9 protein-coding genes and 3 pseudogenes are annotated in these 13,202 nt (G+C 62.7%); 1 reads left to right on the top strand and 11 read right to left on the bottom strand.

Annotation, left to right across the window (positions count from 1 at the left end; genetic code table 11):
* Nucleotides 1–55: 55 nt before the first annotated feature.
* The 6 genes and pseudogenes from ABOC21_RS10640 to ABOC21_RS10615 form a co-directional block, all read right to left on the bottom strand.
* A pseudogene (locus tag ABOC21_RS10640) lies at nt 56–824 on the bottom strand (basic amino acid ABC transporter substrate-binding protein).
* A gap of 95 nt (nt 825–919) precedes the next feature.
* Entirely contained in the window at nt 920–1,819 is a 900-nt protein-coding gene (locus ABOC21_RS10635) for a MurR/RpiR family transcriptional regulator (protein ID WP_426814508.1), read from the bottom strand.
* On the bottom strand, nt 1,816–2,769 hold the full coding sequence (locus tag ABOC21_RS10630; protein WP_426814507.1) for an ABC transporter substrate-binding protein: 954 nt from the start codon (nt 2,767–2,769) through the stop codon (nt 1,816–1,818). Before ABOC21_RS10630 ends, ABOC21_RS10635 begins: the two co-directional genes overlap by 4 nt.
* A gap of 15 nt (nt 2,770–2,784) precedes the next feature.
* Nucleotides 2,785–3,838, bottom strand: a pseudogene (locus ABOC21_RS10625) (FecCD family ABC transporter permease).
* Nucleotides 3,835–4,854, bottom strand: coding sequence for a FecCD family ABC transporter permease (locus ABOC21_RS10620; protein ID WP_426814506.1), 1,020 nt, complete (start codon nt 4,852–4,854; stop codon nt 3,835–3,837). Before ABOC21_RS10620 ends, ABOC21_RS10625 begins: the two are co-directional and overlap by 4 nt.
* Nucleotides 4,851–5,672 carry an ABC transporter ATP-binding protein gene (locus ABOC21_RS10615; RefSeq protein ID WP_426814505.1) on the bottom strand — a complete coding sequence of 274 codons (822 nt, stop codon included), beginning with the start codon at nt 5,670–5,672 and terminating at the stop codon, nt 4,851–4,853. Before ABOC21_RS10615 ends, ABOC21_RS10620 begins: the two co-directional genes overlap by 4 nt.
* A 427-nt stretch (nt 5,673–6,099) precedes the next feature.
* Between ABOC21_RS10615 and ABOC21_RS10610 the strand changes: the two genes are divergently transcribed.
* On the top strand, nt 6,100–8,259 hold the full coding sequence (locus ABOC21_RS10610) for a TonB-dependent siderophore receptor (RefSeq protein ID WP_426814504.1): 2,160 nt from the start codon (nt 6,100–6,102) through the stop codon (nt 8,257–8,259).
* 63 nt (nt 8,260–8,322) lie between these two features.
* Here the strand turns inward: ABOC21_RS10610 and ABOC21_RS10605 are convergent.
* The 5 genes and pseudogenes from ABOC21_RS10605 to ABOC21_RS10585 all read right to left on the bottom strand — a co-directional run bounded on the left by ABOC21_RS10605 (nt 8,323) and on the right by ABOC21_RS10585 (nt 13,178).
* Nucleotides 8,323–9,100, bottom strand: a pseudogene (locus ABOC21_RS10605) (ABC transporter ATP-binding protein).
* Nucleotides 9,094–10,089, bottom strand: coding sequence for an ABC transporter permease (locus tag ABOC21_RS10600; protein WP_426814503.1), 996 nt, complete (start codon nt 10,087–10,089; stop codon nt 9,094–9,096). The pseudogene ABOC21_RS10605 and the gene ABOC21_RS10600 overlap by 7 nt, the downstream one beginning before the upstream one ends.
* Nucleotides 10,070–11,107: an ABC transporter substrate-binding protein gene (locus tag ABOC21_RS10595; RefSeq protein ID WP_426814502.1), complete on the bottom strand. Its 1,038-nt coding sequence runs from the start codon at nt 11,105–11,107 to the stop codon at nt 10,070–10,072. Before ABOC21_RS10595 ends, ABOC21_RS10600 begins: the two co-directional genes overlap by 20 nt.
* Entirely contained in the window at nt 11,104–12,078 is a 975-nt protein-coding gene (locus tag ABOC21_RS10590) for an ABC transporter substrate-binding protein (RefSeq protein ID WP_426814501.1), read from the bottom strand. The genes ABOC21_RS10595 and ABOC21_RS10590 overlap by 4 nt, the downstream gene beginning before the upstream one ends.
* Before the next feature lie 11 nt (nt 12,079–12,089).
* Entirely contained in the window at nt 12,090–13,178 is a 1,089-nt protein-coding gene (locus ABOC21_RS10585) for an acyl-CoA dehydrogenase family protein (RefSeq protein WP_426815463.1), read from the bottom strand.
* Nucleotides 13,179–13,202 lie beyond the last annotated feature (24 nt).

Raw genomic sequence — 13,202 nt, 5'->3', positions numbered from 1 at the left:
AAAAATACGGCTATCGTCAGAGCCGATAGCCGTGATTAAGACAAAAAAACAGATCTTATTGCGCAGGCAGCGTCGGTACGTTGTCGTCGAACCAGGTTTTGTAGATTTTGGCGTAGGTGCCGTCAGCAACAATTTTCTGCAGGCCGGCGTTGATTTTCGCCTGCAGCTCGCTGTTGCCTTTGGCCACCGCGATGCCGAAATACTGGCGCTCAAACTTCGCGTCCGGCACCAGCTTGAACTGCTTCTCCGGGTGCTGCTTGATGTAGTATTTCACCACCCCAACGTCGCCTACCGCCGCGCTGACGCCGTCTTCAAACAGCTCCTGCAGCATCAGCGGCGTATTGTCGAAGCGCTTAATGGCGGTGCTGTTTTTACCCAGCTCGTCAGAGACCACGATATCGCCGGTGCTGGAGTTCACCACCCCAACCTTCTCGCTTTTCAGCGCCGCCAGCGAGGTCACTTTCGAATCCGCCGGCACCACGATCGACTGCTCGGCCGGGAAATAAGGCGCGGAGAAATCTACCATCTGCTTACGTTTATCGGTAATGGTGATCCCGGAGATGATAATGTCGCGATCGCCGGTGCTGAGGGTGGCGAAAATCCCCTCCCACGGCGTATTGACCAGCTTGATATCAAAGTTTTCCGCTTTGGCGATCGCTTTGATGATATCGATATCAAAACCTTCCAGTCTGCTTCTGGCTGTTTTCATATTCAAACGGGCGATAGGTGCCGCCCGATCCGACAACGTAGGTTTGCTGCGCCGCCTGGGCGGTTCCTATCATTGCCGCCATCAGGCAGCACGCTTTCATCCACTTCTTAACCATGATCGTTCCTTTTTATGCATTTATTTTGCATAAAAATACACACACTCAGCATGGCATGCAACCACAAACCTGCGCGGCGATAATTTATCTGGCTCTTAGCCGCGCTTACCGCCGGATTTACCGATCGCTTTGTGCAGCTCGTTGATGCGCTTCATCGATTTCATGGTTTTTTGCGGGGCGGTGGAGGCCACCGACAGCACCATCATTTCCAGACATACCAGCACCGTTCCGTGCAGCGGCACCCGGCCGTTATCGCCGCCGCGCGGCACCTCGATAACCACCTGCGCCTCGTGGCTGAAGCGGGAATCGACCGCCTGGGTCAGCAGGATCGCCGGAATGCCGAGCCGCCGGGCCTCGCGCAGGGTGGTCATGCCTTCGCGGTGCGGCGATTTCTGCCCCATCATGATCAGCACGTCGCCGCGCTGCAGACCGATCAGCTGCTCGGCGAGGCTAAAACCGGTGCGGTTCAGGACGTAAGAAGGCAGGCCGATGCGGCTGAACAGCCTGGCGGTATACTCCGCCAGAATCCCCGACGCGCCGATGCCGAAAATCGCCACCTGACGCGCGTCGGCCAGCAGGGCCACCGCCTGGGCGACCGCCGCGCGGTTGTCAGGACGGGAGAGCACCTCGCAGGCGCGCTGGTGCCCCTCAAGCACGAAATCGATGCTCGAATTGACGTCGGTTGAGAGCGCATTGACGGTCGAGAGCATTTTCTCCGAAGAGGTAATCGACGGGCCGAACCAGCGCTCCATGGTCTGCTTCAGCTCGCGCAGCCCGGCAAAGCCCAGCGCCTGGATGGCCCTGACCACCGTGGCGTCGGAGGTGTGGGTGGCGGCGGCAATCTCCATCGCCGTGCGCTCCAGCACCACCTCGCGGTTATCGTTGATATAGCTAACCACCGCCAGCAGGCGCGGCGACAGCTGATGCGCCCGGGCGCGAAAACGGTCGCCAAACAGGTCAACCCGCCCTTTCTCGCGTTTTAGCGGGGTTTTCATTTCAGCCCCGCCGGCAGCGGACGCCCGGCAATATGCGACTGCACTTCGGCCGCCATCAGGCTCAGCGCGGCGAAGGAGTTGGAGATCACGTCCTCACGCGGCAGCAGGATATAGCGTCCGCTGCGGCAGGCGCGCATAAAGTCGCACCAGCCAGGCATCACGGCCTCCATCGCCTGCAGCTCGTCCTGCGGTTTACCGCCGGTGTCGGAGCGCCAGGTCGCAAAGACGAAATCGGCATCCAGCTCCGGCAGTTGCTCGGCGCTGACGTCGATGCGCTGGCCGTCGGGAATACGCTCAATCAGCGGCGGGAAACGGAAGCCGGCATCGCGCAGCACGCGCCCCAGCGCGTGATAGGCGTGATGGACGGTCACTTTACCGCCGTTGGCCTGAATCACCGAGACGGTGATCTTCTGCGTATCTACCGCCGCCTTCAGTTGCTTAATCTGCTCCTGATAGCGTCGCTCAAGCACCGCCAGCCGCGCCCCGGAGCCGGTAAGCTGCGCCAGCTTAGCGTAAATGCGCGGCGCGCTGCCCTGCAGATGGTCGATGCTCACCGTCGGGGCGATCTTCTCCAACTGCTCAACGGAGACGTGGCGGCTCGGTTCGGTAATAATCAGGTCCGGCTTAGCCGCGGCCACCGCTTCAAGATCGATATCCGCGGTGCCGATAAACTGAATATCGCTGTTATCAAAATCGACGCCGGTAAGCTGGGCGCTGGAGCGCAGATAGTGGCTACCGTCCGGGCGCGTACGCCCGTGGCTGGCGACCGGCGGCACGCCGAGCTCAATCAGCGGGATCGTAATATCCAGATCGTGCATCGAGACAATCCGCTGCGGATGCAGCGGCACGTTCACCACCCGACCTAAATCATCGGTAAATTTTTGCGTCTGACTCGCGGCAGCACCTGCGGTGCCGGCCACGCAAAGCAGCAGAGGAACTAACCAACGCATAGCAATCCTTCAGATTTACAGGGCGTCACGACGACGCCATAGCAGCAGAATAAAAAACGGACAGCCCACCAGGGCGATCACAATCCCGGCCGGGATTTGCAGCGGCGCAAAGGCCACCCGCCCGATGGTGTCGGTCACCAATACCAGCAGAGCGCCAACCAGCGCGCTGCCGCACAGCAGCGCGACCTGGCCGCCGCGCAGCAGAAAGCGCGCCATATGCGGCGCCATCAGACCCACGAAGCCGAGGCTGCCCACGCAGGAAACGCTGGCTGAGGTCAGCACAACCGGAGCCAAAAAGCGCAGCAGCGTCAGTCTGCTGCAGCCGGACGCCGAGGCCGATCGCCGTTCGGTCGCCGAGCAGCGCCACGTCCGCCGCCCGGGCGGTAAGAAACAGGATCAGCGCGCCGGGCAGCGCCCAGCAGAAGGCGACCGCCAGCAGCGGCCAGGTCGCCGCGTGCAGGCTTCCCGCCAGCCAGATCATCGCCGTCTGCACGTCGCGGACGTCGGCGGTGGTCATAAAAATGCCGACCGCCGCGGCCAGCGTCCAGGAGACGCCGATACCGATCAGGATAAAGCGCGGTCGCGAGCAGTCGCGCGCCAGCGCCAGCACCAGCAGCGCCACCAGCACGCCGCCGGCCATTCCCGCCAGCGGTCGCCACGCCAACGCGATCGCCGGGAAGAACAGAATCAGCGTCAACACCACCACGCTGGCCCCCTCCTTGACGCCGATAAGCCCCGGATCCGCCAGCCCGTTACGGGTGATGCTCTGCATCGCCGCGCCGGCCATCCCCAGCATCGCCCCGCACAGCAGCGCCATAAACAGCCGCGGCAGGCGGATATCGAACAGAATAAAGCGCTGCTGGCCGCTGACGCTCTCCGCATCCAGCAGCGCCCGCAGCACGGTTGCCGAAGGCAGCGGGAAGCTACCGCGCGTCAGGCCAAACGCGCCGAGGATCGCCATCACGACGAACAGCCCGGCGGCCATCTTCAGCGCCGCCGGGCGCAGCAAAATATGACGATTCCCGACAATCAGCGGGCGGAATCCGGCACGACGAGCGGCGCTTTTCATTTAAAGAATCTCGCGGCAATAAAGATAAACAGCGGCGCCCCCACCAGGGCGGTCATCGCCCCGGTCGCCAGTTCCTGAGGCGCCACCAGGGTACGCGCCGCAATATCCGCCAGCACCAGCACCAGGGCGCCCACCGGAGCCGCCAGCGGCAGCGCCAGGCGAATATCCTCGCTAATCAGCCGCCGCACCACGTGCGGGACCACCAGGCCGACAAAGCCGATCGGCCCGGCAACGGCGACCGCCGAACCGCACAGCAGCGCGATGGCGGTCAGCCCCAGCAGCCGGGTTTGGCCGATCTTCACCCCCAGCCCCAGCGCGACTTTATCCCCCAGCGCCAGCACGTTCAGCCGCGGGGCGATGGCGAGCGCAATCAGCAGCCCGCCCAGCGCCGGGATCAGCGCCGCACGCAGCGTCTGCCACTTCAGTCCGGCAAGATCGCCGGCCAGCCACGTACGCATCGCCAGCAGCGTTTGCTCATCGAGAATCAGGATTGCCGCGGTCACCGCCGACGCAAAGGCCGAGAGCGCCACTCCGCACAGGGTGATGCGCAGCGGCGTCATGCCACCGCGTCCGGAGGAGGCCAGCAGCATCACGGCGCCAAACAGCAGCCCCGCGCCGCAGGCGGCGGTCAGCGGGCGGCCGAACGCCGCTTCGCCGAGGCCCAGCGCCGAGGTCGCCACCACCACCAGCGACGCGCCGGCATTGAGGCCGAGAATGTGCGGTTCGCCGAGCGGATTACGGATCACCGTCTGCAGCAGCATACCCGCGACACCGAGCGCGGCGCCGGTCAGCAGCGCGGCGGCCAGGCGCACGAGGCGTAAATCGACAATAATCCGCTGGTCAAAATCGCGCGGATCGTAATGGAGCAGCGCCTGCAGTATCGTCTGCGGCGCAATCCAGCGCGCCCCCAGCCCCAGGTGCACCAGCGAGCCGCCGACCAGCAGCAGGCTCAGTAGCACAAGGGCCAGCCGCGGCCGGGCGCGTCGCCGCCGGAGCATCAGCGCGCCGGCGCTCATTGTCCGGCCGCCTGGCGGGCGCGAAAGGGCATAAAGAACGGTTTGCCGGTTTGCGGGTTCAGCGACATCTGCACGTCAACGTCAAACACCGTTTTAATCAGCTCCGGCGTGCAGGTTTCATTTTCGTCAATCACCCCGGCAATGCGCCCCTGCTTGAGAAACACCAGCGTATCGGCATAGTTCACCGCAAAGTTCAGGTCATGGAGGACGGTGACCACCGTGCGCCCGTGTTCGCGGGTCAGGGTCTGCAGCAGTTCGAGGATATCGACCTGATAGCGCAGATCGAGCCAGTTGGTCGGCTCATCAAGCAAAATGGTGGCGGTTTGCTGAGCCAGCGCCATCGCGATCCAGCAGCGCTGGCGCTGGCCGCCGGAGAGGCTGTCCACCGGCATATGGGCGAACCCGGCGGTGCCGGTCAGCGCCAGCGCCTCCTCCACCGCCCGCTCGTCGGCGTCCGACCACTGGCGCATCAGCCCTTGCCAGGGATAGCGCCCGCGGGAGACCAGCTCGAAAACCGTCAATCCTTCCGGGGTGAGCGGCGACTGGGGCAATATTCCCAGCCGGCGCGATACCGCCCGGGTGGGCAGCTCGTGAATAACCTGACCGTCGAGGCGCACGCAGCCGCCGAGCGGTTTGAGCATTCGGGCGATAGTCGATAGCAGCGTGGATTTACCGGAGCCGTTGGCCCCGGCCAGTACCGTCATTTTGCCGTGGGGGATCGTCAGATTAATATCGTTGACGATAAGGGTCTGGCCGTATCCGGCCGACAGGGAATCCAGCACAATCCCCTGCTCTGCAGGCATCACCCGCTGTGGCATAACTCGCTCCCGCACCGCAGCGGCGTGGCGTCAGGCCCGCACGTACTGCACTCAAACAAAAATACATCTCATTCTCTTTTGATCATGATGGGAATGAATGTAGTAGTCAATACTCCGTTTCGCTCATAGAGAAACGACGCGTCGGGTTATATCCCGCAGCGCGACAAATTTAATTAAATCCATTTAAAACAGAACCATAAAAACCATTTTCGGCGTTTAATACGGCGCCGAAACGCGACTTTCGCCGGCCGCATTTTTTTATCTTACATAACGTTTACTACTACATGGCTACGTGATTGAATGATTCTCAATTACATATCCGGACGCAAATTATAGCGGATAACGGATAGATAATATTTTTAAGGGCAATGATTTAATTGGCTTTATCTGTCCGCAAGGGACGGATTCGTTCGCGAGAAACAGACAAATGACGCAATCAACTGTCCCTTTCACGACATTGAAAGGGCGTGCACTTTTTTCACTGATTTTTTTGGGTTCCTTTACTTCTCCGGGGATTATCGCCGCGCAAACCGCAGCGGAAAAAGATAAAAAGGCGAGCGACGAAACCATTACGGTGGTGGCGGACGATACGCAGCAGAACGCCACCAGCGGCTATCAGCCTCTCAGCAGCTCGACCGCGACGCTGACCTCAATGCCGATGCTGGATATCCCGCAGGTGGTTAACACCGTCAGCGATCGGGTGCTGGAAGATCAGCACGCCACTACGCTCGACGAGGCGCTGTATAACGTTGCCAACGTCGTGCAGACCAATACCCTCGGCGGTACCCAGGACGCCTTTACCCGCCGCGGTTTCGGCGCCAACCGCGACGGTTCCATTATGACCAACGGGCTGCGCACCGTCCTGCCGCGCAGCTTCAACGCCGCCGTCGAGCGCGTGGAGGTGCTGAAAGGCCCGGCCTCGACGCTGTACGGCATTCTCGACCCCGGCGGGCTGATTAACGTGGTGACCAAACGCCCGGAAAAAACCTTCGGCGGATCGATTTCTGCCACCTCCACCAGCTTTGGCGGCGGCAGCGGCCAGTTTGACGTCACCGGACCCATCGAAGGGACGCGCCTGGCCTACCGGGTCATCGGCGAATATCAGAATGAAGACTACTGGCGCAGCTTTGGCAAAGAGAAGAGCAGCTTTATCGCCCCTTCCCTGACCTGGTTTGGCGACCGCGCCACGGTGAACGTGTCGTACTCGCATCGCGACTACAATACGCCGTTCGATCGCGGGACGATTTTCGATCTCACGACCAAAAAAGCCGTTAACGTCGATCGTAAAACGCGTTTTGACGAACCGTTTAACGTTACCGACGGCTATTCCGACCTGGCGCAGCTTAACGCCGAATACCGGCTCAACGAGGCCTGGACCGCCCGCTTCGACTACAGCTACAGCCAGGATCACTACAACGATAACCAGGCTCGGGTCATGGCCTATGACTCGGCCACCGGCGACCTGACCCGGCGCGTTGACGCCACCCACGGCTCAACCCAGAAGATGCACTCGACCCGCGCCGATCTGCAGGGCGACGTGGTGATTGGCGGCTTCTACAACGAGATCCTCAGCGGCATCGCCTACGAGAACTACGATCTGCTGCGCACCGGCATGATCCGCTGTAAGAATGTGAAGGGATTCAATATCTACAACCCGGTCTACGGTACCGTAGATAAATGCACCAGCGTATCGGCCTCCGACAGCGATCAGCGCATTCAGCAGGAGAGCTACGCCGCCTACCTGCAGGATGCGCTCTACCTCAACGACCGCTGGATCGCCGTCGCCGGCGTGCGCTACCAGTATTACACCCAGTACGCCGGCAAGGGACGTCCGTTTAACGTCAATACCGACAGCAGCGACCAGAAGTGGACGCCGAAGTTTGGCCTGGTTTATAAGCTAACGCCGACCGTTTCGCTGTTCGGTAACGTGGCGCAGTCGTTTATGCCGCAGTCGTCCATCGCCAGCTATATCGGCAACCTGCCGCCGGAAGAGTCCACCTCCTATGAGCTGGGCGCCAAGTTTGAACTGTTTGGCGTGACCGCCAATATCGCCCTGTTCGATATCGATAAGCGTAACGTGCTGTACAGCGAAACGGTCGGGGATGAAACCATTGCCAAAACGGCGGGTAAAGTGCGCTCGCGCGGCGTAGAGATGGATGTCGCCGGGTCGTTAACCGACAACCTGAGCATCATCGCCAGCTACGGCTATACCGACGCCAAGGTACTCGACGATCCGGACTACGCCGGCAAGCCGATGCCAAACGTGCCAAAGCATACCGGTTCGCTGTATATGACCTATGACGTGCATAACGTCTATGCCGGCAACACCCTGACGCTCGGCGCCGGGGGGCACGCGGTCAGCAAGCGTTCCGCCACCAACGGCGCGGACTATTATCTGCCGGGGTACGGCGTCGCGGACGTGTTCGCCGCCTATAAGATGAAGCTGCAGTATCCGGTCACCCTGCAGGTTAACGTTAAGAACCTGTTCGATAAGACCTACTACACCTCTTCAATCGGTACCAATAACCTGGGCAACCAGATTGGCGATCCGCGCGAAGTGCAGTTTACGGTGAAGATGGATTTTTAAGCGCCTGACGATCTCCCGGCGCAGCGCAACGCTGTCGCCGGGAGACGCTCCCCATCGCCAATCTTACCAGTCCTCCGCCTGGCCCAGGATGCGCAAAATATCCTGCCGATGAGCAACCAGCTGCGGATTATCGCGGTGGCGCGGAAAGGGCAGCGGCAGCGTAAATTCGGCAATAATTCGCCCCGGACGCGGCGACATCACCAGCACCCTTTCGCACAGCAGCAGCGCCTCTTCAATATCGTGCGTCACCAGCAGGCTGGTATAGCCCTGTTGCTGCCAGAGCGAGATCAGCTCGCGCTGCATGCTGATGCGCGTCAGGGAATCCAGCTTGCCTAAGGGTTCATCGAGCAGCAGCAGCCGCGGCTCGTTGAGCAGCGCCCGCGCCCGCGCCGCCCGCTGGGCCATGCCGCCGGAGAGCTCGACGCGGCCAGGCGGCGCTAAACGCCTCGAGCCCCATCCGCGCAATCAGCGCGTCGGCCTTGGGCTCCAGCCCTTTTCTCCCCTGCGCCTGCGGCCCGAGCAGCACATTTTGCCGCACCGTCAGCCACGGATAAAGGGTCGGGTCCTGAAACACCAGAATCCGCTCCGGCCCCGGGGCCCCCATCCGGCGGTCATCGATCTGCACCTGTCCGCTTTGCAGCGTCTCCAGCCCCGCCAGCAGCCGTAGCAGGGTGGATTTACCGCAGCCCGACGGTCCCAGCAGCGCCACGCTCTCTCCGGGGCGCAGCTGCAGGCTGATATTCTCCAGCACCGGCACCGTCTGCCTGCCCAGCGCGAAGGCGTGGCTCAGATGGGCGATGTCGATGGCCGCACCGGCCGGCGTGACCGTGGTCGTTACCATGTCATGCCTCCTCGCTGCCAGCTCAGCAGCCGGTCGCGCAAGATAAACAGTCCGCTAATCAGGCCGGAACAGAAAAAGGCCATAACCAGCAGCGCGGCGTACATGTTGGGGTAGGCCGCCCAGCCCTGCGCCCACTGCAGATAAAAGCCGATCCCGGATTTAACGCCCACCATCTCAGCGACGATCAGCACCGAAAACGAGGCGCCTAACCCCATAAACAGCCCGACGAAGACGTTCGGCAGCGCGGCGGGAATGGCCACCCGCAGGATCAGAAAGCGCTGGCTGGCTCCCAGCGTGCGCGCCACGTCGTACCAGGCTTTGTCGATACTCATCACCCCGGACCACGTCAAAACGGTGACCGGAAACCAGGTGCTGAGGGCGATTAAAAAGACGCTGGCGCCGAAGCTGGAAGGGAAGATAAACAGGCACAGCGGCAGCAGCGCCGTTGACGGCACCGGCCCGAGCAGGCGCAGTACCGGATGCAGCCAGTAGCCAATGCGCTGCGACCAGCCGATGGCCAGTCCGCTGATAAAGCCGCTGGATGTCCCGAGCAGCACCCCAAGGCTCAGCAGGCCCAGCGAGTGCAGCAGGCTATCCAGCAGGCGCGGCCAGTCGTCATACAGCACTTCGATCAGCGCCTGCGGCGGGGCAAAAAACGGTACCGGCAGCAGCGCGGATTTCGCCGTCAGCCACTCCCACAGGCCGAACAGCACCGGCAGCAGCGCCAGCCATTTCCCGGCATGCTGCAGACGCCCGCCCCGCTGGCGCCAGTAGCGGTAGCTCAGCGCCAGCAGCAGCAGCCCGCCGGCGATCGCGAACTGCGCCATCGCCCAGCCTTCGCTGTAGGGCCAGCGTCGCCCGGCATCCGGCCATCTGAGGGTAAAAAGCCCGCCCGCCAGCCACAGCGCGGCGGCCAGCAGGCCTTCAGCCCACAGCGGGCCGCCGACCCGCGGCCGCGACAGCGCCTGCTCAGGCGAATACGTTGGCATAAATACTCTCCGCAAACTGATGAGGATCGGTCCCGGACTTGATCACCTGCACGCGCTGCAGGTCAATAGCGTACTGGGTCAGCTCTTTGACGAACGCTTCGCCGACGGCGTGGTGGCCGTGGCCCTGGCCGTGGAGGATCCCCGAGACCTCGGTTTCATTGGTATTCAGCGCGTGGGCCATAAACGCCTGCGCCACGCTTTGCGGGTGGGCCGAAGCGTAGCTATGCGCCTCCAGAATGGCCTGGGTCAGCGCAGCGGCCGCCGGCTTGTGGTCCCGCGCCAGAGACCCGCTAACCCCCAGCACGCAGCAGCTGAGGTTGGCATAATCCCCGCTCATATTGCTGGCGATCAGCTGATACTTGCCGGTCGCCAGCAGGCGGTAGCTGAAGGGTTCGCTGCCGCTGATGGCGGCAATCTCGCGTTTATCGAGCGCCACGCTCAGCAAATCGGCGGGATAGACCTTCCACTGCACGTCGCTGAGCGGGTCGATCCCGTGACGCTTGAGCAAAATGGCGAAGAAGTTTTTATCCGGGCCGGCCATATCGGTCACCCCGATCGTCTGTCCTTTCAGGCTCTCGAGGCCGCCAAATGGCGAATTTTTTGCTGTCAGCAGATTCAGGCAGCCGCCGTGCGTCCCGGCGGTGAGCTTGACGTCAAAACCCTGCTCCAGCGCCTTCAGCCAGCGCAGCGCCATCCCGACGCCGGCGTCCGCCTTGCCGGTGGCTATCGCCTCCAGCAGAACGTCGGTCGAATTACCAAAATTGACGAACTCGACGTCGAGGTTGTACTTACTGAAAAACTTCTGCTGCTCGGCAACCGCGACCGGGGCAAGGCACACCGCGCTTTTGTTGATCGCCAGCTTGATTTTGTACGGTTCGGCCAGGCGCAGCGCCAGGTTTTCGCCCTCGGCGGGCATCGCCGCCATATCGTGCGCCCACAGCGGCCAGGCCGCTGCCGCCAGCGCCGTGCCGGCGCTCAGCCGTAGAAAGCGACGGCGTGAAAAAGCGTGCTGGATCATGGCGTGGTCTCCTGTTGAGCGGCTGGCGCAGGCACGGTGAAGCCGTCATCAAAGGTCGGCGTGACGTCCAGCCTGGCGCGAATCAGCCCGTTGGCCTGATAAAAATCGGCGGTGGCCTGCTGCTGGGCGACGATGCGCGAGTCCAGGCGCTGCCACTGCGATTGCCGGTTAGCGAACTGCGCCCGGGCGATATCCGCTGGAAAACGGATAATCTCGCCGAGGGTTTTGCCGTAGCTGTCCAGATTGGCATAGGCCCAGCGCTCCGCTTCCGCCAGGCGATGCAGATAATCCTGCAGCGCCGCCCGTTTAGCCGGGTCCTTGAGGCTGGCGTCGGTGGCCGCAAGGAAGGAATTGCCGGGCAGCAGCCCCTTGCCGCTGACCAGAATTTGCCCCTCGGCGGTTTTCACCAGCTGGGTGGTGTAGGGCTCCCAGGTCGCCCAGGCATCCACCGAGCCGTTGAGCAATGCCACTTTGGCATCAACCGGGCCGAGGAAGACCCACTGCACGTCCCGGGGCGATATCCCCGCCTGCTCCAGCGCTTTGAGGGCGACAAAGTGGCCGATAGACCCCTTCCCGGTAGCGATGCGTTTGCCCTTTAAGTCCGCCGCGCTTTTCAGCGGGCTGCCCGGAGAGACCAGCACCGCGGTGCCGGCGGGGTTGCTCTTATCGACGGCGATCGCTTTTACCGGTGCGCCGTTGGCGAGGGCGAACAGCAGCGGCGCATCGCCGATAATCCCGGCATCAACCGCGCCGGCGTTCAGCGCTTCCGCCAGCGGCGCGGCGGCGGGAAACTCCGCCCACTTAATGTCGTAATTCAGGTTCTGCAGCGCATTCGCCGCTTCAAGCTGCGAGCGCATGCCACCTTTTTGATCGGCAATGCGCAGCGTGACGCGCTCCTGCGCCGCCGCATAGCCGCTCAGCGCCAGCAGCATTAGCGCCGCGGCTAAAGGTGTTCTCTTTCGTTCGCGCATGGTGATTATCCTTATAATTGAAAAGCCTGTTTACCCGCCGCCTGCCAGGCGCTGTCGCTCTGCGGCGTGTGCACTCGTCCGCACAGCACGTTGCGGTAGTGGCGCTCCAGCGGATGCTGGCGGCTAAGCCCGTGATTGCCGGTGAGCTCCAGCGCCAGGCCTACCGCCGAAATGGCGTTGTCGGTGATGGTCACCTTCGCCAGATTGGCTTCAGCGGCGGTAAATCCCAGTGCGGCCGCCCGCTGCAGCAGGCAGCGGTTAGTTAGCAGCGCGCTCTCGATCTGCCCTACTTTTTCCTGCACCCGCGGCAGCTGGCTTAGCGGCTGCCCAAGGCTTCCGGGGATACGTGAACGCAGCCAGCCCAGCAGCCAGTCGCGCGCGGCGCGGGCGACGCTGTCGTAAATTGCCGCCAGCAGCGCCGCGTGGCGGTTGGCAAACAGCCGCGTCTGTTCGGCATTCGGCCCCGGCGGCGTCGCCGCAGGCCAGGTCTCAACCGCGCTATCCGCTGGTAGAAGCACGTCGCGGAAGATCGCTTCATGGCTGCCGGTGGCGCGCATTCCCGCGTGATCCCAGCTCCTGATAATAGTGACACCGTCACTTTTTGCCGGCACCAGCCAGGTCCCCACCAGCGGGTCGGGATCATCGCTCCGCGCCCAGACGGCCAGCCAGCTCAGCCCCTCAACGCCGGTGGTATAGAGCTTGTGGCCGTTAAGCCGCCAGCCTTGCGCGGTACGGGAGGCGATCGTTTGCGGCAGGCCGCCGCGCGCCGGGGAACCGAGCTCGGGTTCAACCCGCAGGCTGTTGATGAGGCCGCCGCGCTCGACGGCATCGCGAAAGACCCGTTCGCGCAGCGGCTCCGTCCAGCCATCGCTCTCCGCCAGCCGCAGATGGTGCAGATACTGCATACAGACGATCAGCGCCGTCGCCGGTTCCCCCCACGCGATGGCGGAAATCGCCTCCTGCAGCTGTAGCAGGTCCGCCTGCGCGCCGCCGTAGCGCCGCGGCGTCGCCAGGCTCAGAAAGCCTTCCTGTCGCAGCAGGTCGAGGTTGTGTCGGGGAAATTCGCCGCTCTGGTCAAGTTCTGCCGCCCGTTCCGCCATCTGCCGGCGGATATCCGTCAGCCG

Source organism: Klebsiella sp. WOUb02, from assembly GCF_050058015.1.
Taxonomy (GTDB): domain Bacteria; phylum Pseudomonadota; class Gammaproteobacteria; order Enterobacterales; family Enterobacteriaceae; genus Klebsiella.
This window is presented reverse-complemented; position numbering and strand designations above follow the sequence as displayed.

What these genes read in the sequence shown, in the direction of transcription:
- ABOC21_RS10635 (WP_426814508.1), bottom strand. Translation starts at nt 1,819, where the DNA reads ATGAAAACCCCGCTAAAACGCGAGAAAGGGCGGGTTGACCTGTTTGGC.
- ABOC21_RS10630 (WP_426814507.1), bottom strand. Translation starts at nt 2,769, where the DNA reads ATGCGTTGGTTAGTTCCTCTGCTGCTTTGCGTGGCCGGCACCGCAGGT.
- ABOC21_RS10620 (WP_426814506.1), bottom strand. Translation starts at nt 4,854, where the DNA reads ATGAGCGCCGGCGCGCTGATGCTCCGGCGGCGACGCGCCCGGCCGCGG.
- ABOC21_RS10615 (WP_426814505.1), bottom strand. Translation starts at nt 5,672, where the DNA reads ATGCCACAGCGGGTGATGCCTGCAGAGCAGGGGATTGTGCTGGATTCC.
- ABOC21_RS10610 (WP_426814504.1), top strand. Translation starts at nt 6,100, where the DNA reads ATGACGCAATCAACTGTCCCTTTCACGACATTGAAAGGGCGTGCACTT.
- ABOC21_RS10600 (WP_426814503.1), bottom strand. Translation starts at nt 10,089, where the DNA reads ATGCCAACGTATTCGCCTGAGCAGGCGCTGTCGCGGCCGCGGGTCGGC.
- ABOC21_RS10595 (WP_426814502.1), bottom strand. Translation starts at nt 11,107, where the DNA reads ATGATCCAGCACGCTTTTTCACGCCGTCGCTTTCTACGGCTGAGCGCC.
- ABOC21_RS10590 (WP_426814501.1), bottom strand. Translation starts at nt 12,078, where the DNA reads ATGCGCGAACGAAAGAGAACACCTTTAGCCGCGGCGCTAATGCTGCTG.
- ABOC21_RS10585 (WP_426815463.1), bottom strand. Translation starts at nt 13,178, where the DNA reads ATGGCGGAACGGGCGGCAGAACTTGACCAGAGCGGCGAATTTCCCCGA.